Origin of the sequence: Haloterrigena turkmenica DSM 5511 (assembly GCF_000025325.1) — an archaeon.
Classification (GTDB): Archaea; Halobacteriota; Halobacteria; order Halobacteriales; family Natrialbaceae; genus Haloterrigena; species Haloterrigena turkmenica.
Genome location: NC_013743.1, coordinates 1,931,198 through 1,949,073, shown reverse-complemented (window position 1 = coordinate 1,949,073; position 17,876 = coordinate 1,931,198). Strand labels below are relative to the sequence as shown.

Here is a 17,876-nt window from a genome sequence, read left to right as displayed (position 1 = left end):
TATGAGTGGTGGCGGCGAATCAGCTCTCCCAGAGGCTCGCGCACTCCAGTACTCGCCGAAACGCAGGCGGGCTTAACGTCCGTGTTCGGGATGGGTACGGGTGGTTCCCCGCCGCTGTGGCCGCCGAACGCCGATTCACGGAATCGAACCGTGATCATGCCAATATCGGTGGTGGTCGACCGTAGTATACGTGTAGTCCAGTTTGCGTCCGGACCCGTTCACCGCGTCACGGATCCAATGCGATTGTAGTTATGAGTGTGTGGCTTGGCCGGTTAGTGCTCGCGGACTCAACACCTCGTTGCCTTGGTGCGTACATCCCGAGTCTATCGAACTCGTCTTCTACGAGTGGCCTCGGTGGTATCTCTTTTCCAAGTGGGTTTCGAGCTTAGATGCGTTCAGCTCTTACCCCGTGGTGCGTCGCTGCCCGGCACGTGCCCTCTCGGACAGCCGGTACACGAGTGGCACCCATTCGTAGTTCCTCTCGTACTATACGAACGTTCTTGTCAGATACCGTAACACCCCCAATAGATAGCAGCCGACCTGTCTCACGACGGTCTAAACCCAGCTCACGACCTCCTTTAATAGGCGAACAACCTCACCCTTGCCTGCTTCTGCACAGGCAGGATGGAGGGAACCGACATCGAGGTAGCAAGCCACCCGGTCGATATGTGCTCTTGCGGGTGACGACTCTGTTATCCCTAAGGTAGCTTTTCTGTCAGCAATGGGCCGCATCAAGCAGCCGCATTGGTTCGCTAGACCACGCTTTCGCGTCAGCGTCCGTCGTTGTGCCGGACACTGTCAGACTTCCTTATGCTCTTGCGCTCTTTCCCGCGTCTCCGACGCGGGTGAGGAAATCTTGGGGCGCGCTCGATATCTTTTCAAGCGCGTACCGCCCCAGTCAAACTGCCCGGCTACCAGTGTCCTCCGCCAGGAGTGAGAGTCGCAGTCACCATCGGGTAGTATTTCAATGCTGGCTCGGTGGCCCGCTAGCGCGGGTACCTGTGTAATGCCTCCTACCTATGCTGCACAATGGCGACCACGTCTCAGTGACAGCCTGCAGTAAAGCTCTATAGGGTCTTCGCTTCCCCTTGGGGGTCTCCAGACTCCGCACTGGAACGTACAGTTCACCGGGCCCAACGTTGGGACAGTGGCGCTCTCATTGATCCATTCATGCAAGCCGCTACTGAAGCGGCAAGGTACTACGCTACCTTAAGAGGGTCATAGTTACCCCCGCCGTTAACAGGTCCTTCGTCCCCTTGTACGGGGTGTTCAGATACCTGCACTGGGCAGGATTCAGTGACCGTACGAGTCCTTACGGATTTGCGGTCACCTATGTTGTTACTAGACAGTTGGAGCGCCCGAGTCACTGCGACCTGCCTCGTTGCGAGGCAGGCATCCCTTATTGCGAACGTACGGGACTAACTTGCCGAATTCCCTAACGTCGGTTGATCCCGACAGACCTTGGCTTTCGCCGCCACGAGTACCTGTGTCGGATCTCGGTACGGACAGTGTGCTTGCCTTTTCACGGGCTCTAGGTTGACCTCTCTTGCGCTATTCAGCCATTCGTTCGCTTCGTGCCATTACGGCTTCCACGAATTTCGACTGTTCGCCCGAGCGAAAGCTCGGGAGAGGCGGCCCCAAAGCGTCGGCTTTGAGTGCACACTGGCATAGGAATATTAACCTATTTCCCTGTTGTCAGCTTCGACTTACGGGCTGACTTAGGACCGGCTAACCCTCAGCTGATTAGCATTGCTGAGGAACCCTTACTCGTTCGGCCGTCGGGGTTCTCACCCGACTAACGCTGCTACTATGACCAGGATTTTCGTTACTGAACGGTCCACACGACTTCTCAGCCGTGCTTCCACCCGAACAGAACGCCAACCTACGGGATCACTCGATCAAGAGTGCCGCTAGGTCTCGGTGGTAGACTTGAGCCCCGATCATTTTGGGCGCCGCAAACCTCGGCCGGTAAGCTGTTACGCTTTTCTTAGAGGGTAGCTGCTTCTAAGCTCACCTCCCGGCTGTCTAGGGCTTGCGACCACCTTCGATCGCACTTAGTCTACACTTGGGGACCTTAACCCAGCTCTGGGTTGTCTCCCTCACGGTACACAGGCTTACCCCGTGCACCGGACTCCCTGCGTCAAACGGCGTTCATAGGTTCGGAGTTGGACAGGGGGGCGCACTCCTCTCGGAGTGCGGTCCCCCAATCCGTCGCTCTACCCCATGAACTACCTCGGCAGAGGTCATGCTTCGACATGTTTCGGTTGGAACCAGCTGTTTCCGGATTCGATGGGCCTTTCACCCCTAGACGTAGGTCACGCGAGGGTATTGTAGGACACCAACGCTATCGGGCCTCCACGTGCCTTTCGGCACGCTTCACCCTGCCCACGCCTAGATCATCCGGTTTCGGGTCGTGCCCGTTTGACTCCCCGCGCTTGAACACGGCGGCCCTCATGCAAAGCATTGCGGCCATGTCGGTTTCCCTACGCCTTCCTCGATAATCGAGTTAGACTCGTCAAACAGGCACACTCCCTGGTTCGTTTTTCAAAACGTACGACAGAACACCGGCTTCCCAAACTGCTTACTACAGGTTTGCACCTGATTCATTATGTCCGGGACCTTGTATGCCCTGTCGCTCCATCGCCAACTGATTTCACGCCCTATTGCACCTCCCTTCGTGGGGTGCTTTTCAGCGTTCGCTCACGCTACTTGTTCGCTATCGGTCTTGAGGAGTGTTTAGTCTTCGCGGTCGATGCCCGCGATCTTCACGAGGGATATCCAACCCCCGATACTCTGGAGCTGACTCGTTCCGTACTTCAGGACAATACGGGACTGTCACCCTGTTTCGTGCTCCGTTCCAGGAGACTTCGTGTCATGTTTCGGGAAGTGATCGTCAGTCCGAACACCACATTGCCTGTGAAGGCTTCGGTTTGGACTGTGTCGCGTTCATTCGCCATTACTTACGACATCGCGTTTGCTTTCTTTTCCTGTCGATACTAAGATGTTTCAATTCTCGACGTTCCCCATTGCGCGAAGCAATTGCGGTGGGGATTCCCATTCGGAGATCCTGAGTTCTTCGCCTCCGTGCGGCTCCCTCAGGCTTATCGCAGCTTGGCACGTCCTTCTTCAGCTCTCAAGCCGAGCGATCCACCAGCTGGCACAGTAGCCACGTTCATCGGATCGGCATTGCACAGAGTGCAATGGTATGTGACCCGGGAACGGGTCCAGTGGACGCCTGGACTACACGTACACACGGTCTCATCTGCACGCCGTAGACGCGGCATGCATTAACCCTTCCCAGCCACGTTTACACGGGCTGGTGCATCGGTTTTCGTTCGGATTAGATCGAAGACGCCTGTCCCACTTAAGGGACACGGTCTCGATCCGCTCCGAGTCATGGACCCACAGGGATTCGAACCCTGGGCATCCTCCTTGCAAAGGAGGCACTCTACCACTGAGCTATGGGCCCACGTCCACCCCGGAGGGTGGACAGAGCGCGAAAGTGTTAGCCTTGGTAGTTCTAAGGTGCCCGATCGGCCAAACGGATGGTCGATCGAACGTGGAGTGCGTGGCGCAACGCGCCACGCGTGGTGAGCCAGGCACGACGGCCTGGTCTCGGTCTGTGGAGGTGATCCAGCCGCAGATTCCCCTACGGCTACCTTGTTACGACTTAAGCCCCCTTGCGGAGCCCAGATTCGACCTCTGTTACAGAGGCCTCATCCGGACCCCACTCGGGTGCTTTGACGGGCGGTGTGTGCAAGGAGCAGGGACGTATTCACCGCGCCCTTCTGAGGCGCGATTACTACCGAATCCAGCTTCATGAGGGCGAGTTTCAGCCCTCAATCCGAACTACGACCAAGTTTCGGAGATTAGCGCCCCCTTTCGGGGTTGCATCCCACTGTCTTGGCCATTGTAGCCCGCGTGTCGCCCAGCACATTCGGGGCATACTGACCTACCGTTGCCCGTTCCTTCCTCCAGTTTGGCACTGGCAGTCCTCCTAATGTACCCAACCACCACAAGGGTGTTGCTGGCAATTAGGAGTGCGGGTCTCGCTCGTTGCCTGACTTAACAGGACGCCTCACGGTACGAGCTGACGGCGGCCATGCACCTCCTCTCAACGGCTCCAGTAAGCTCATCACACTGACCTTCACGGCACGTTGTCGATGCTGGTGAGATGTCCGGCGTTGAGTCCAATTAAACCGCAGGCTCCTCCGGTTGTAGTGCTCCCCCGCCAATTCCTTTAAGTTTCATCCTTGCGGACGTACTTCCCAGGCGGTCTGCTTCACGGCTTCCCTACGGCACAACACAGGCTCGTAGCCTGTGTCACACCTAGCAGACATCGTTTACAGCTCGGACTACCCGGGTATCTAATCCGGTTCGTGACCCGAGCTTTCGTCCCTCACCGTCGGATCCGTCTTCCAGAGGCGCTTTCGCCACCGGTGGTCCGTCCAGGATTACGGGATTTCACTCCTACCCCGGACGTACCCCTCTGGTCTTCCGGTCCCAAGCCATCCAGTTTCCACCGGACGCCCGCGCGTTAAGCGCGCGGATTTCCCGATGGACTTGGCTGGCCAGCTACGGACGCTTTAGGCCCAATAATAGCGGTCATCACTCGTGCTGCCGGTATTACCGCGGCGGCTGGCACCGGTCTTGCCCAGCACTTATTCTGCGACCACCTTACGGTCGCGAAAAGCGAGGACGATATGCCCTCGCACTTGGAGTCCCCTTATCGCACTCGCGTGCAGTGTAAAGGTTTCGCGCCTGCTGCGCCCCGTAGGGCCCGGTATCTTGTCTCAGATACCGTCTCCGGGCTCTTGCTCTCACAACCCGTACCGATTATTGGCACGGTGGGCCGTTACCCCACCGTCTACCTAATCGGCCGCAGCCACATCCTATGGCGCCGTAACGTTTCGGAATCCCGGCAGTTCCAGCCTGGGATTCGTATTCCGAATTAGCCTCAGTTTCCCGAGGTTATTCGGATCCATAGGGTAGTTTGGCCACGTGTTACTGAGCTATCTGCTACGAGTCTGAACTCGTGCAACTAGCATGGCTAAATCGGACTCCAATAGCAATGACCTCCGGCAGGATCAACCGGAATGCTATATGTTCTCCCCAATGTTGGGGAGGGTTTGTTGGCGGTGAATGTTAAGATACACACTCACACATGGGTCCACGTTCGGTGACCACAGATCGCCGACCGATCGGGCGTCACCGAACTACCAAGGCTAACATCAGATCCCATCTGTACGGCGGACCGCAGGGGTGGAATCCTCATCTCCTTCGGACCTACTCGTAAGCCACGAAGGGTACTTAACCCCTTCGGACTCGAGTGGCCCGGGATGACGGGACGAGTTGAACGTCTCGTCGATCACGCGTTTGCGTTCATATCCCAACGCCCTCATACACTTAAGGGCATCGGATCAACCTAACCCCGGAAACCACATCCGGCATCGGGTTTCGCGTACTTCAGTGTACGACGCCAGCCCATATAAGGCCGTCGTCTCACGACGCCGGTCGGCGTCGATCGCGAAGTGATCCGCGTGCCCTCGAGCGAACCAATCGATCGAATCGATGGCTCGCGACGAGAGGTGGGATATTGTGCCTACCTCCGCGCCGGAATACGGCCGGAGGGGACGTGGCGGCGTGGGCCACGTCGTTCGCATTAGTGACGGAAGCCGGGGACATATATAAGGCCGTCGTCTCGAGAGACGTCTGTCGTACGTTGATCAGTACCGAGGGACTGTCAGGAGGACGAAACTGTCGGGGCCGGGGTACGGTCTGGAGACGCTAGCGGCGGCCAGTGGACTCATCGAGTCGGCGACTCGAGCCGATCGCTCCGAGGAGCAGCCGACGACAGCCACGGAGGAAGTCCCGCAGTACGGGTGCGCCGTCGTAGAGCCACAGGAGGGCGGTGAAGACGGCGAGGGCGATCTGGAGCCAGCGGTACGTCGTGAGGTTCCCCGCGAGCAGTTCGTCCCGATACCGGGAGAAAAACAGCAGGAACTGCTCGACGAACCCCTGGTTCGCACCGTGACCCTGGACGACGACCACGGGCCAGAACATCAGTTCCGGCTGAAAGATCCCCTCGCGGACGTACGAATCGAGCACGTCCGCGGGCAGGTGCAGGAGGTAGCCGAGCCCGAACGCGATTCCCGCTCGAGAGCGACCGACCGAGCGAGCCGCAAGGCCGATACCGATCGAAATCGGAACGGCGGCGAAAACGGAGTGACCGATCGCGTAGCCGGCGTCGAAGACGCCGAATTCCCAGGCCAGCAGTTTATCAACGAGATCCGGGAAGACCGACGCGAAGACGACGGCGATCGCCTCGAGTCCGGAGGGCGAGTCCCGATAGATCGCGTGACAAAACGTCGAGTAGGCGAGGTAGGCGACGATCGCGTGTTCCCACGGCCACATACGAGGGCGGTGCGGTGGGGAGTGAATAGTTATGCAGCGCCTGTTGACCGCGCGGCCGACTGTCCGCGCGCTATCGGTCGGAGGAAACGTATCGCTGGCTGGGACGATCGCGATACCGTACTGCCGTTCGAAACGGTCGATTTACCGCGCTCGGAGATGCGATTCGGGCTGTACGGAGCAACTGAACGCGTCACGGACTCATATGGGTGATGGAACGCGGGGCAGTCGAACTGGACTCCGGCTAATCGATACGATTTACCGATCGGCGTCGTATGCTCGCGTATGGATCGATCGGGGTTCGTCAAACTCGCGGTCGCCGGGATCGGACTGGTCGTCCTGAGTTTCTTCGTCCGCGGGTTCGGCCAGCTGGTCCTCGGCCGCGACGTCGCGGAACTGCTCCAGGCGCCGTTCGCGGTCGTCGGCTTTCTCATCGTCGTCTACCTGTTCGTCCGGGCGACGCTGGACGCGGTCGGCGTCTGGACGGTCGAGAACGATGAGGCCTGAGGCGGGACTAAGGAAACCGTTTTTCCGCCACCCCACGAATCGGATGGTATGACTGTGGACGTACGGGAACTCGCCGACCTCGGACCGGCCGATCGGACCGCGTTCTTCGACCGTGACGCCGGTATCGACGCGATCAGCGACGACGTACGGGAGATCGTCGACCGCGTACACGAGGAAGGCGACGTCGCGGTTCGCGAGTTTACGAGCGAGTTCGACGACGTCGAGCTGGGCAACATCGATATCACTGACGCGTGCGAGCGCGCGTACGAGGATCTCGAGGGCGATGTTCGGGAGGCGATCGAGACGGCCGCGGACAACGTCAGGGAGTTCCACGAGGCCCAACTCCCCGAGGACTGGCGCCGCGAGTTCGGTCCCGGACGGGAACTCGGCCGGCGGTTTCGGCCGATCGAGCGGGTCGGAGTCTACGTGCCTGGCGGGTCGGCAGCGTACCCCTCGAGTGCGATCATGGGCGTCGTCCCGGCGGTCGTCGCGGGCGTCGACCACGTCGCGGTCGTCACGCCGCCGGCCGACGAACTGAACCCCGTCACGCTGGCGGCGATCCACGTCGCGGGCGCGGACGCGGTCTACAGCGTCGGCGGCGCGCAGGCGATCGCCGGGCTGGCCTACGGCACCGAGACGATCACGCGGGTTCAGAAAATCGTCGGTCCGGGCAACAAGTGGGTGACGGCCGCGAAAGCGGCCGTTCGGGGCGACGTCGAGATCGACTTCCTCGCGGGGCCCAGTGAAGTGGTCGTCGTCGCTGACGAGACCGCCGATCCGGACCTCGTCGCGGCGGAACTGGTCGCACAGGCCGAGCACGACCCGAACGCGTCCGTGGTCGCCGTCACCGACGACGCGGAGACCGCCGATGCCGTTGCCGCGGCCGTCGACGGGCAGACCGAAGCGCGCAAGCGAGAGGACGTGATACGCGGTGCGTTCGAGAACGACGCGAGCGGCGTCTTGCTCGCCCGGTCGATGAGCGAGGCGATCCTGTTCACCGAGGAGTACGCCCCCGAACACCTCTCGATTATCGCCGACGACGAGGAGTCGATCCTCGAGCGAATCGACAGCGCGGGCAGCGTCTTCCTCGGGCCGAACACGCCGGTCGCCGCGGGCGACTACGCCAGCGGAACGAACCACGTCCTGCCGACCAACGGCGGCGCGCGCGTGACCGGTGGCCTCTCGATCGAGACGTTCCTCCGGTCGACGACGGTCCAGCGGCTGTCCGCCGAGGGACTGGCCGACATCGGCGACACGATCACGACGCTGGCCGACGCCGAAGGGCTCGAGGCCCACGCCGAAAGCGTTCGACAGCGACTCGAAGATCGCGAGGGCGACGGGGCGTAAGCAGCAGTTACAGCCGCCGCCCGAGTTCTGGGAACGTCCAACCGAGTTTTTACGGTGCTGGATCCGCAAGTACGAGTCGAGATGGCACGGCGTGAGCGCGACCGTAAGCCCGATCGCGAGTCGGTGGTCGATCCGACCGACGGACGCGTGCTCGAGCGGAACTACGACTACGCGCAGAAGAACGTCCGGCTCCTGTCGATGTGGTACGACTGCGAGCCAAAGCGAATGCTCGAGCTACTGGCGGAACACGACATCGAACTGTCGCGCAACGACGAACGGCAGTTCGGGACGTACTATCGGACAGTGAAACGACACGCGAACGGCTAAGGCGAGTAGCCCCGCGGCGTCCGTCACCGACCCCGACCCGACGACCACACTCGAGGCGGGCTGTATCGAATGTCTCTCCGGACGATCACAGGTCGAGGAGCGGTACCGGTGGCGTCACAGTTAACATCGTAGCGCCGGTACGGAATACACATGAGCACGGACAGCATGGATGGCGGGGAGACGGAGACGCGTCCCGAGATCGAAGTGACCGAAGACGCGGCCGAGCAGGCACTGTCGCTGCTCGAGGGAGAAGGGCTCGACGACGGCGAAGCCGGGCTGCGCCTGTTCGTCCAGCAGGGCGGGTGTGCGGGACTGTCCTACGGGATGCGCTTCGACGACGCGCCCGACGAGGACGACACGATCTACGAACACCACGACCTGCGGGTGTTCGTCGATCCGGCCAGCCTGAAGTACATCGAGGGCAGCGTCCTCGACTACGAGGACGGCCTGCAGGCCGAGGGGTTCCACGTCGAGAATCCGAACGTCGTCAGCGAGTGCGGCTGCGGCGAATCGTTCCGAACGTAACGCCGGTCGACGCTTCTCGCCGTCCGTTCGCTGCGGTCTCGCACGCTCGACCAGCGGCGGGACCGCCGCGGGAGGCCGTCGGTCGAAAGCGGCCGTCCGTCGATACCGGCTGTCGCTCGGACGGGCTACGCTGGCCGGTGTGCCGGTGCGTTACCGACCGGACGCGACAGCTGCGTGGGCACCGGCAGGTCGACGACTACTCCTCGAGTTCGAACGCGACGGTGACTTCCGCTTGGTACTGTCGATCCTCGACGCTGGCGAGTTCGACGCCGAGTTCGTCGACTTCGATCCAGTAGAGGTTCTGGAGGGTGTCCTCCGCGCGATCGATCGCGTTGTCGGCCGCGTCGTCGAAGCTCTCCGTGCTCGTGCCGATCAGGGTGATCTTTTTGAAGACCATGGCCCGGATCGCTACACCGTACGCGGACGTAAAGCTGGTCGTCAGTTTCGGCACGTGAATCGGGCCCGAGATATCGGCCCGCCGTCAGTCGGCCCGCGCCTCGAGTCGCTCGCGGATCGCCCCGGAGACGTCCGCGAGGTAGGCGCCGCCCCATAACGCGACGACGATCGCACCCATCGAGTTGAAGACGAAGTCGAGCATCGTGTCCTCGAGGCCGTACTGCGTGAGCACGGCTCTGGTCCCCAGCGCCTGCGCCGCCAGTGCGATGGCGAACTCGAGGATCTCCCAGAGGACGCCGAACGCGAGGACGAATAGCAGGATAAAGACGGCGACGAACCGCCGGGGGAAGTGGATCCCGTCGGCGTGCTCGTGGAGCGCGCGGACGGTGGCGTAGCCCGCGCCGGCGACCAGCGAAGCCGACAGCGCGTGGGTCATGTGGTCCCACCACCAGATCTGGCTGTAGAGCGTGACGGTAGCGCCCGGCAGCCCGACGGTCCCGAAGGCGTGGAGGAAGACGGCGGCGGTGATCCACAGCGTGAGTCGCGGGTCCATCGGAATCTCGTAGTCGCGCTCGAGCAGCGGGGGAAGCTGGGTGACGATCAGTGCCACGCCGGTATTGATCACGATCCCGCCGTTGCCGCGCTCGATACCGACGAACAGCATGCCGATCAGCCCGATCTCCATGAGGTAGGTGAGTTGGCGCTGGCGGCGCTGAGACGAGAGTTCGCGGACGAGATTACGCATCGTCACCCTCCGCGATCGGCTGGACCGTCGCCGGAACGCGCCGTTCCGGGCGAGCGTACCGCCTGAAGTACAGCTCGAAGACGACGCCGGCGCCGAGTCCGGCGACGGCGGAGTAGACGAACTCCCACATGACCGCGTCGTGGTCCGCCGTAAACGGGATACCGAGCGTCTGGGCGGCGCTCCACCGGAGCAGCGCCCACAGCCCCGCCGCGGCCATCGTCGTCACGGTGACGAAGACGACGGCGAAGCCGGAGGTCATCCGGACGGTCGTAAACGACTGGAGTTCGACGGCGAGAACGAGTGCGATAGCCGCGACCGAGAGGTAGGACGCGAAGTGGCCGGTCAACCGCTCCGCACCGATCGCCATTCCGAGCACGGGCAGCGCCGCCATGAGCAAGACTTCCCAGGGGAGCATCACGAGTGACGATCGATAGGTGGCCGGAGGAAGAACTGCCAGCGCGACGAGCACCGCCGCGAACGTCGCCCACAGGAACCCGCCGGTCACCAGTTCGCTGATGCCGACGACCGCGATCGCGACGACCAGCGTCCACGCGATCACCGCGTTGGTGCGGCCGTCAGCGAGCAGTTCCTCGAGTGGAGTTTGAGACACAGTGACTGGTACAGACCGTTCTCACAAAAGCGTATTTCGGCTTGGATTGAAAGGAGCGGACGGCGCGGGGGACGCTCCGTCGCTACCCGACCGGCGTGACGAAGAAGTACACTGCGGCGTACGCCGCGAGCGCGATAGTCACGGCGGCCAGTGCCGTGAGCGCGACCTCGAGGGTCGACTCCGCCCGAGGTCGCGGCAGTCGTCGGCGTCGCGGGCGACGGACGGGTATCGAGCGCGTCCCCCGAACGGCGCCACAGAGCAGGCCGACACCGAGAATCGAGAAGACGAAGTGGTAGGAGACGTCGAGGGTCGGCGGCGTGACCGCGAGCGCGGCGAGGCCGTAGGCCGCACCGACGCCGGCACGCCGATCGACGGACGCGAGGATGGCCCGATCGGTGAGCCGACAGATGACCGCGACGGCGAGCCAGATCGTCGCGAGTTCGATCGCGAACGCGCCGAGCAGGTGAAGCGTCGGGTCCGGGTGCAGGACGACCCGCGACTCGAGCATGGGGGAATCGAAGGGGAAGAACCAGTCGGGTGGCGAGCCGGTAACGAGGTCACCCCACGGATGCGACCAGAGACCCCAGAGCGCGGCGATGGCGACCGTCGACGGAGAGAGCGTCGTCCGTCGAGCGACGCCGCGGGCGACGAGAGCGCCGCTGACCGCGAACAGGACCACGACGACCGCGGCCAGGGGGCCGTCGGCGAGAAGCGCGACCGCGACGAGCGCCGTAAGGACGGCGAGCGCACTTAGATACGCGACTCGAGCGCGATCGGAGCGGCCGCGAACGGCGAGCAGTCCGAACGCCGGCGCGGCGACGGCGCCGACGACCAGCGAGTGGGTGGCCGAGCGGTGGACGACCCGGCTCGCGTCCCAGAAGGCCGTTGACGCACCGAGGACACCGTCGGCGACCTGCCACCGGAGGAGACCGACGAACGCGTACGCGACGTCGACGTCGGGAATCGCGGCGAATGCGCCGGCAACGACGCCGACGACCAGCGCCGGTCTACGCTCCCAGCCTCGCCAGTCGGCGACCAGCGCTGCGACGGCGAACGCGAGGAGGGCGTGACCGACGAACACAATGGCTCGATTATGTGTCGAGTCGTCTTAAACGGCTCGCAGCCGCGAACTGTGCTACCGTCCCGCAGTTCTCGAGCCCCCGCAACGCTCGCTCGATCGGGGTATAGCCGGGAGTAGACGGGATTCGCCGTCCGGCGTCCAGAACTTCCGATGCCGGTAGGCCTTTGCGAGTGGCACTCGAGCACACGTCCATATGGCTCAGACTCCGTTGAACGAGTCGGCTCGCGCGCCGTCCGTCGGCGAACTCACTCCTCCGGATCGCACGCTGATGGGGCCCGGACCGAGCGACGTGAATCCGCGCGTGCTCCGGGCGATGAGCACGCCGCTCGTGGGCCACCTCGATCCGTCGTTCGTCGAGATCATGGACGAGGTTCAAGAGTTGCTGCGCTACACGTTCCGCACCGACAACCAGTGGACGATCCCGGTCTCGGGGACCGGGTCGGCGGCCATGGAGGCCGCGATCGGCAACGTCGTCGAGCCGGGCGACACCATGCTGGTGCCCACGAACGGCTACTTCGGTGGCCGCATGGCGTCGATGGCCCGCCGAGCCGGCGGCGAGGTCGTCGAAGTCGACGCGCCGTGGGGAGAGCCCCTCGATCCCGACGACGTCGCGGACGCACTGGCCGAGCACGATCCCGACGTCTTCGGGTTCGTCCACGCGGAGACGAGCACGGGCGTCCTCCAGCCCGATGTCCCCGAACTGACGGCAGCGGCCCACGATCACGACGCGCTCGTCATCGCCGACACCGTCACCTCCCTGGGGGGAGTGGAGCTACGGGTCGACGAGTGGGATATCGACGTCGCCTACTCGGGGCCTCAGAAGTGTCTCTCCTGTCCGCCCGGCGCCAGCCCCCTCACGCTCTCGGACGAGGCCATGGAGAAGGTTCTCGCGCGCGACGAAGAGCCCCGCTCGTGGTACCTCGACCTCTCCCTGCTCGAGGGCTACTGGGGCGACGAGCGATCCTATCACCACACGGCGCCGATCACGAACGTCTATGCGCTCCGGGAGGCGCTCCGGCTGGTCGCCGAAGAGGGAATCGAGGAGCGCTGGGCGCGCCACGAGCGGCTGGCCGGTGCGCTGAAAGCCGGCGTCGAGGCGATGGGCCTCGAGATGAACGCCCCCGACGAGTACTGGCTGCCCAGCTTAAACGCCGTCCGCGTCCCCGACGGCATCGATGACAGCGCGGTCTGTGACGCCTTGCTCGAGCAGTACGATCTCGAGATCGCCAGCGGGCTGGGCGATCTGGACGGCGAGATCTTCCGCATCGGCTGTATGGGTCACTCCGCGTGCCCGGAGAACGTCATCTACGTCGTGACGGCGCTGGGCGACGTTCTCGAGTCGATGGGTGCGGACGTCGATCCCGGCGCCGGCGTGTCGGCGACTCGAGACGCGCTGTAGCGGCGAAAAAAGCGGTTCGGATTCTCGTCTGCGTCGTTACGCGGTGACGCGCGGTCCTGGCGGGGCTCGTTCGACCTGATAGTCTTCCCCGTCGACGACGATGATAGCCCACTCGTAGTCCGGGTTCCGGCTCCGGAGCTTGTTCTCGAGGTCGTCCGCGTCCTCGGGTTCAGCGACGAAACAGTGGAACTGCCCCGATTCGGACGGCAACTCCCCTGTCTCGAGGACGGTGTTTACGTGGACGACTTTCCACTCGCGTTCGGCGCGGAACGTCGGGCCGGTTCCTTCGACGGTGTAACCGAGCTCTGCGAAGATCGACCTGGCCTGCTCGACGAGTCGCATGTTAACAGGACCCATTCACTACCGTATACGACGGCCCCCACCATAAATGTTAGTCCGTACCAAGGGGTGCGCGATTCTCCAACGAACAGTGCCTCGTGTGTCTAACTGACGATAAGCGCTACAGTATTTCGCCGATCAGTGGTCGGAAACCGACCAACTCTACAGAAACGTGGTGAATCGACGGGTCGCGGGCAGTCGCGTTCGATCGGCCGTCGCTTGCCGTCGTCCGCGTCGTCCACTGACGTCCGGACGACGGCCGCCGAACGGTACGTGCGCGAGACAGTCGTTACTCGTGGGCGGCGTCCCACTCGGTCGGCTTCCGGAAGTTACCACACTGGTTGCACTTGATCCGCCCCATCGAATCCATCGCGTTGTCGAAACTCTCGCAGTTGGTACAGAACCAGCCGTACCGTCGGTCGGCGTCGGGAGACTCGTAGGCGACGAGGAACGGTCCCTTCGAGCCGCGGTCGCCCTCGGTCTCCGTCACGTAGACGGTCGTCCCGTCCGTAGTGGACCGTGATTGCATACCACCAGCTATCGTCGCTCGAGATAAATGACTGTCCTTCCGTCTTCCGCGCTCGGAACTCCGAGAGCGGTCGCGACCGATCGTGATATACATTCACAGTCGTGATTGTCCTAACTGAAAGGTTTACCCGGGCGGGTGCCGTTCGCTTGAGTAATGTCGCTGGTCGTCGTCCCCGTTCGGTATCCCCTGTCGAAACGCTCCAAACGCACGCTCGAGCGAGCCATCGAGATCGCTCGCGAGCGGGAGGCGGCGCTGACGGTCCTCCACGTCGATCTCTATCAGAACGGACGGAAAGTGACGCGGGTGGACCTGAAGACCGCCGTCGAGCGGACGTTCGGCCACCTCGAGAACGCTCGCTACGTCGTACGGACGGGCTTCCTCGTCGAGGAGAGCATCCTCGACGAGGTGGCGGCGGAGGACGCCGACGCGGTCGTCATCGGCAGCCAGCAGGCGAGCCGACTCCGCCGGCTCTTCCGGCGCTTTACCGACAACCCGGATATCGACCAGTACCTGCGGAGTCACCTCGAGTGCGAGGTCATTACGATCGAAGGCGCCCGCGCGTAGCGACGGCGACTCGACCGCGTCGCGGTTCTTCTCCATCGGTTCTCGCGTTACTGCTGACTGTTATCGTCCGGACGGTCCGTTAGTCGGTCCCGCCCGCATCGCGGACGACGAACACCGGAATCTCGGCGTTGTCGACGACCCGCTCGGAGACGCTGCCCAGCGAGGCGATCTTCTCCCGCGGACTTTTCCCCCGCGTCCCGATGACGATGAGGTCGATGCCGTGCTCGTCGGCGTACTCGAGGATCGCCTTCGACGGCGTCCCCTTCCGGACGTCGGTGGCGGCCTCGAGTCCCCGGTGTTCGGCCCGCTCGGCGACGTCAGCGACGGCCTCGCGACCCTCGTCCTCGAGGGAGGACTCGAGTTCGGCCCCCGTCTCGTCGGTCGCCGCGGCGGTGACGCGGCTGTCGACCACGTACAGCGAGTGGACCGTCGCGTCGTTGTGCTCGGCGATCGGCAGGCCGTGGGCCAGCGTCTCGGCGATCGTCTCGCTCCCGTCGGTCGGAATGAGGATGTCGTCGTACATCGTCGGCTACCGCAGACTTAGACGGGAACCCGGATAAAAGACGGTCACAGTTCTCCCGCGGCGGTAGTTTCTCACCAGATGGACGGTGCGGGTGATCGGTCCGGCGTCACTGATCGGCCGGTTCGCCGACGTCGGCCCCGTCACCCCCTTTGCCCTCACCCTCGGATTGCGGGCCCCGTTCGACCGACGACTCGGGCGCCGGCCGCTCGACGCCCCGTTCCTCGATGGACATGCGAGCGACGCCGCTCGTCTCGTCGAAGACGTGATGGCGCCGCGGGTAGGCGAACTCGGCGTCGATGTCCGCGAACCGCTCACGGAGCTCCGTCTGTACTGCCGACCGGGCGACGTTTAGCTTGTAGGGGTTTTTGACCCAGAAGAAGAGCTCGAGGACGACGCCGTGATCGGCGAACTCCTCGATGTTACAGAGGGGCGCCGCGCCGTACCGCGCGCTACCGATTCGGATGTCCGGCCCACCGGAGATAACCGTTCCAACGGCTCTGGCGGCTCGTTCGGCCTGTCGGCGCGCGGCCTCGATATCGCTCCCGTAGGTGACCTCGAACGAGAGCGAGATCCGCGTTCGCTCGTCTTCCGCGGAGTAGTTGATTACGTCCCGTTCCTGAATCGCGGAGTTCGGGATCACGATGAACGTGTTCTGGAGGGTGAAGATCTTGGTGTACCGGATCGTGATGTCCTCGACGAACCCGCGGTGGCCCTGATCGGGAATTTCGATCATATCGCCGATCTCGTAGGGGCGATCGGCGAGCACGAAGAAACCGTTGATCAGGCTGCCGACCAGCGGCGCGAGGACGACGGCGACGACCGCCGAGATGACGGTCACCGAGAGGAGGATCTGCGTGTCGCCGACGCCGAGGATGGCCGCGGCGATGAACAGGGAGAACAACAGCACGGAGAGTCTGACGGCGCGAAGGACGGTCCGAGTGACGCTGGGGCGTTCGATCCGGCGAGCGACTGTCCGTCCGGCGATCCGAACGACGTACTTCGAAAGGTACCAGCCGGCGACGACCACGAGAAGCGAGAGGACGATATTGACCGTGGTTTGCGAGACGGAGAACGGCAACATACCTCGTATTCCCTCGGCCGCTTCGCTGGCCTCGCTCTCGTTTCCCTGTAACACCCCGCGCATAGCAGCACACTCTGGACCGCTGTGGTTAAGAGTTCTGACTGTCACGGACACCTTGCCAACTGAGAACGCCTCTCACTGACCGAAACTACCCGATTTCGAAAACAGGTGCTACTCGGGTTATAATAAATCATATATCCGTCGGGAGCGTAGGGGCTCGTATGGCACCAGACGAGCTCCGCTCGACCGTCGAAGGGGTCGGCGAGCGATTCAATCTCGGCGAGTACGAGATCGACGCTTATCTCACCGTTCTCGAGCAGGGACAGCTCACCGCGAGCGAAATCGCGGATCGGACCGACATCCCGCAGCCGCGGGTCTACGACACCGTCCGCAGTCTCAGCGACCGCGGGCTCGTCGAACTCCGCGAGTCCCGCCCGATGAAAGTCGTCGCGATCGATCCCGAGGAGGCCTTCGAGAACGTCCAGCAGTCCCTCTCGGAGATGATCGACGAACTCGAGGCCCGGTACACCGCGCCCGCCCGCGACACGGAGGCCGTCTCGCTGGTCAAATCGCGCTCGACGATCCTGCGCTACCTCGAGGAGGTCATCGACGCCGCCGACTACGAACTCTCCCTGTCGCTGACGCCGGATCTGCTGACCCGATTCGAGGACGAGTTGAAGGCGGCCGTCGAGGCGGGCGTCAGCGTCGACCTGATCGTGACGCCGGCCAGCGAGGCGCCCGATCCGGCCGAGTTCGACTACCGCGAGATCGCGACGACCGCCCGCGCGCGACGCGGGATCACGACGCCGGTGATCGCCGTCGCCGACGGTAACTACTCGATCTACGCGACCCAGGACGCCCTGCGCGACGATCAGGACCGCTACGGCGTCATCTTCAACCGCTCGGCGCTGGGCTTTCTCGTCTCCGGCTTCTTCGGAACCGTCCTCTGGACGACCGCCGAACGGACCCTGGGCGAGGACGGCAGCTCGCGGACGTACCCGCGCAAGTACGCAACGATCCGTCGCTGCGTCAAGGACATCATGGAGGCCGGCGGCGAGTTCTACGCGACGATCGAGGGCCGAGACGTCGACGTCGGTGGTCCGTGTGTCGTCCGCGGCCGCATCCTCGACGTCTCTTTCGAGGTCAGCGAGGAGGTCGCCAGCCTCACCCTGGAGACCGAGGAGGGCGAGGAGGTCACCGTCGGCGGTCGCGTCGCCGCCTTAGAGGACGTCGAAGCCCACGAGATCCACATCGGCCGCAACGAGCCCCCGACGCTCGAGGGCTGATCGTCGGCGCCGTCGACGGCCCACATCGTCGACGGTTCGCTTCCGTCACGGGCGGTTCGAATTCGAATTCGTCGTTGATTCTCGAGACGGAACTGACCCGACCGGTGTCATTCGGCTAGTACATCGCTCGACGGCCGGCATCTGCCGACTGTCAGTCGGCAATGGCTGATTGGGCGACGGTGCGGTACTGTTGTCTAACTTACCCA

The 17,876-nt window shown here is 63.3% G+C and carries 16 protein-coding genes, 1 tRNA gene and 3 rRNA genes; 7 read left to right on the top strand and 13 right to left on the bottom strand.

Annotation, left to right across the window (positions count from 1 at the left end; genetic code table 11):
• Positions 1–6: 6 nt before the first annotated feature.
• The 5 genes from rrf to HTUR_RS09190 all read right to left on the bottom strand — a co-directional run bounded on the left by rrf (position 7) and on the right by HTUR_RS09190 (position 6,414).
• Positions 7–128, bottom strand: a 5S ribosomal RNA gene (rrf, locus tag HTUR_RS09210).
• Positions 129–254: 126 nt separating this feature from the next.
• A 23S ribosomal RNA gene (locus HTUR_RS09205) occupies positions 255–3,175 on the bottom strand.
• A gap of 222 nt (positions 3,176–3,397) precedes the next feature.
• Positions 3,398–3,469 (bottom strand) — tRNA-Ala (locus HTUR_RS09200).
• A 154-nt stretch (positions 3,470–3,623) separates the two neighbouring features.
• Positions 3,624–5,098: ribosomal RNA gene (locus HTUR_RS09195) — 16S ribosomal RNA — on the bottom strand.
• The 16S, 23S and 5S rRNA genes sit together here with 1 tRNA gene alongside, the layout of an rRNA operon.
• A gap of 689 nt (positions 5,099–5,787) precedes the next feature.
• Positions 5,788–6,414 (bottom strand): metal-dependent hydrolase, encoded by a 627-nt coding sequence (locus HTUR_RS09190; protein ID WP_012943047.1) that lies wholly within the window; start codon positions 6,412–6,414, stop codon positions 5,788–5,790.
• A 282-nt stretch (positions 6,415–6,696) separates the two neighbouring features.
• Between HTUR_RS09190 and HTUR_RS09185 the strand changes: the two genes are divergently transcribed.
• The 4 genes from HTUR_RS09185 to HTUR_RS09170 all read left to right on the top strand — a co-directional run bounded on the left by HTUR_RS09185 (position 6,697) and on the right by HTUR_RS09170 (position 9,117).
• On the top strand, positions 6,697–6,918 hold the full coding sequence (locus tag HTUR_RS09185; RefSeq protein WP_012943046.1) for a hypothetical protein: 222 nt from the start codon (positions 6,697–6,699) through the stop codon (positions 6,916–6,918).
• A 48-nt stretch (positions 6,919–6,966) separates the two neighbouring features.
• On the top strand, positions 6,967–8,265 hold the full coding sequence (hisD, locus tag HTUR_RS09180; RefSeq protein WP_012943045.1) for a histidinol dehydrogenase: 1,299 nt from the start codon (positions 6,967–6,969) through the stop codon (positions 8,263–8,265).
• 81 nt (positions 8,266–8,346) lie between these two features.
• Positions 8,347–8,592, top strand: a complete 246-nt coding sequence (locus HTUR_RS09175) for a hypothetical protein (protein WP_012943044.1) — start codon at positions 8,347–8,349, stop codon at positions 8,590–8,592.
• A 150-nt stretch (positions 8,593–8,742) separates the two neighbouring features.
• Positions 8,743–9,117 carry a HesB/IscA family protein gene (locus tag HTUR_RS09170; RefSeq protein WP_012943043.1) on the top strand — a complete coding sequence of 125 codons (375 nt, stop codon included), beginning with the start codon at positions 8,743–8,745 and terminating at the stop codon, positions 9,115–9,117.
• Between the two features lie 196 nt (positions 9,118–9,313).
• Here the strand turns inward: HTUR_RS09170 and HTUR_RS09165 are convergent, their stop codons facing one another.
• The 4 genes from HTUR_RS09165 to HTUR_RS09150 form a co-directional block, all read right to left on the bottom strand.
• The gene (locus HTUR_RS09165) at positions 9,314–9,514 is read right to left on the bottom strand and encodes a dodecin (protein WP_012943042.1); all 201 of its coding nucleotides are present in this window, start codon (positions 9,512–9,514) and stop codon (positions 9,314–9,316) included.
• Between the two features lie 84 nt (positions 9,515–9,598).
• Positions 9,599–10,258 carry a hypothetical protein gene (locus tag HTUR_RS09160; protein WP_012943041.1) on the bottom strand — a complete coding sequence of 220 codons (660 nt, stop codon included), beginning with the start codon at positions 10,256–10,258 and terminating at the stop codon, positions 9,599–9,601.
• Positions 10,251–10,868: a hypothetical protein gene (locus tag HTUR_RS09155; protein ID WP_012943040.1), complete on the bottom strand. Its 618-nt coding sequence runs from the start codon at positions 10,866–10,868 to the stop codon at positions 10,251–10,253. Before HTUR_RS09155 ends, HTUR_RS09160 begins: the two co-directional genes overlap by 8 nt.
• Positions 10,869–10,950: 82 nt before the next feature.
• Positions 10,951–11,949 carry a metal-dependent hydrolase gene (locus HTUR_RS09150; RefSeq protein ID WP_012943039.1) on the bottom strand — a complete coding sequence of 333 codons (999 nt, stop codon included), beginning with the start codon at positions 11,947–11,949 and terminating at the stop codon, positions 10,951–10,953.
• A 193-nt stretch (positions 11,950–12,142) separates the two neighbouring features.
• Here HTUR_RS09150 and HTUR_RS09145 point away from each other — a divergent pair, with 193 nt between their 5' ends.
• The gene (locus tag HTUR_RS09145) at positions 12,143–13,348 is read left to right on the top strand and encodes a pyridoxal-phosphate-dependent aminotransferase family protein (protein ID WP_012943038.1); all 1,206 of its coding nucleotides are present in this window, start codon (positions 12,143–12,145) and stop codon (positions 13,346–13,348) included.
• A gap of 36 nt (positions 13,349–13,384) precedes the next feature.
• Here the strand turns inward: HTUR_RS09145 and HTUR_RS09140 are convergent, their stop codons facing one another.
• Positions 13,385–13,690: a DUF7116 family protein gene (locus tag HTUR_RS09140; protein ID WP_012943037.1), complete on the bottom strand. Its 306-nt coding sequence runs from the start codon at positions 13,688–13,690 to the stop codon at positions 13,385–13,387.
• Positions 13,691–13,976: 286 nt separating this feature from the next.
• Positions 13,977–14,216, bottom strand: coding sequence for a DUF5816 domain-containing protein (locus HTUR_RS09135; RefSeq protein WP_012943036.1), 240 nt, complete (start codon positions 14,214–14,216; stop codon positions 13,977–13,979).
• A 153-nt stretch (positions 14,217–14,369) separates the two neighbouring features.
• On the opposite strand from HTUR_RS09135, the gene HTUR_RS09130 reads away from it, so the two are divergent.
• Positions 14,370–14,780, top strand: coding sequence for a universal stress protein (locus HTUR_RS09130; protein ID WP_012943035.1), 411 nt, complete (start codon positions 14,370–14,372; stop codon positions 14,778–14,780).
• Between the two features lie 79 nt (positions 14,781–14,859).
• On the opposite strand, the gene HTUR_RS09125 is transcribed toward HTUR_RS09130, so the two are convergent.
• Both HTUR_RS09125 and HTUR_RS09120 read right to left on the bottom strand, forming a co-directional pair.
• Complete coding sequence (locus HTUR_RS09125) at positions 14,860–15,303, bottom strand: universal stress protein (RefSeq protein WP_012943034.1); 444 nt, start codon at positions 15,301–15,303, stop codon at positions 14,860–14,862.
• A 106-nt stretch (positions 15,304–15,409) separates the two neighbouring features.
• Positions 15,410–16,447, bottom strand: a complete 1,038-nt coding sequence (locus tag HTUR_RS09120; protein ID WP_012943033.1) for a mechanosensitive ion channel family protein — start codon at positions 16,445–16,447, stop codon at positions 15,410–15,412.
• A gap of 158 nt (positions 16,448–16,605) precedes the next feature.
• On the opposite strand from HTUR_RS09120, the gene trmB reads away from it, so the two are divergent.
• Positions 16,606–17,670 carry an HTH-type sugar sensing transcriptional regulator TrmB gene (trmB, locus tag HTUR_RS09115; RefSeq protein ID WP_012943032.1) on the top strand — a complete coding sequence of 355 codons (1,065 nt, stop codon included), beginning with the start codon at positions 16,606–16,608 and terminating at the stop codon, positions 17,668–17,670.
• Positions 17,671–17,876: the final 206 nt, after the last annotated feature.

What these genes read in the sequence shown, in the direction of transcription:
- HTUR_RS09190 (WP_012943047.1), bottom strand. Translation starts at nt 6,414, where the DNA reads ATGTGGCCGTGGGAACACGCGATCGTCGCCTACCTCGCCTACTCGACG.
- HTUR_RS09185 (WP_012943046.1), top strand. Translation starts at nt 6,697, where the DNA reads ATGGATCGATCGGGGTTCGTCAAACTCGCGGTCGCCGGGATCGGACTG.
- hisD (WP_012943045.1), top strand. Translation starts at nt 6,967, where the DNA reads ATGACTGTGGACGTACGGGAACTCGCCGACCTCGGACCGGCCGATCGG.
- HTUR_RS09175 (WP_012943044.1), top strand. Translation starts at nt 8,347, where the DNA reads ATGGCACGGCGTGAGCGCGACCGTAAGCCCGATCGCGAGTCGGTGGTC.
- HTUR_RS09170 (WP_012943043.1), top strand. Translation starts at nt 8,743, where the DNA reads ATGAGCACGGACAGCATGGATGGCGGGGAGACGGAGACGCGTCCCGAG.
- HTUR_RS09165 (WP_012943042.1), bottom strand. Translation starts at nt 9,514, where the DNA reads ATGGTCTTCAAAAAGATCACCCTGATCGGCACGAGCACGGAGAGCTTC.
- HTUR_RS09160 (WP_012943041.1), bottom strand. Translation starts at nt 10,258, where the DNA reads ATGCGTAATCTCGTCCGCGAACTCTCGTCTCAGCGCCGCCAGCGCCAA.
- HTUR_RS09145 (WP_012943038.1), top strand. Translation starts at nt 12,143, where the DNA reads ATGGCTCAGACTCCGTTGAACGAGTCGGCTCGCGCGCCGTCCGTCGGC.
- HTUR_RS09140 (WP_012943037.1), bottom strand. Translation starts at nt 13,690, where the DNA reads ATGCGACTCGTCGAGCAGGCCAGGTCGATCTTCGCAGAGCTCGGTTAC.
- HTUR_RS09135 (WP_012943036.1), bottom strand. Translation starts at nt 14,216, where the DNA reads ATGCAATCACGGTCCACTACGGACGGGACGACCGTCTACGTGACGGAG.
- HTUR_RS09130 (WP_012943035.1), top strand. Translation starts at nt 14,370, where the DNA reads ATGTCGCTGGTCGTCGTCCCCGTTCGGTATCCCCTGTCGAAACGCTCC.
- HTUR_RS09125 (WP_012943034.1), bottom strand. Translation starts at nt 15,303, where the DNA reads ATGTACGACGACATCCTCATTCCGACCGACGGGAGCGAGACGATCGCC.
- HTUR_RS09120 (WP_012943033.1), bottom strand. Translation starts at nt 16,447, where the DNA reads ATGCGCGGGGTGTTACAGGGAAACGAGAGCGAGGCCAGCGAAGCGGCC.
- trmB (WP_012943032.1), top strand. Translation starts at nt 16,606, where the DNA reads ATGGCACCAGACGAGCTCCGCTCGACCGTCGAAGGGGTCGGCGAGCGA.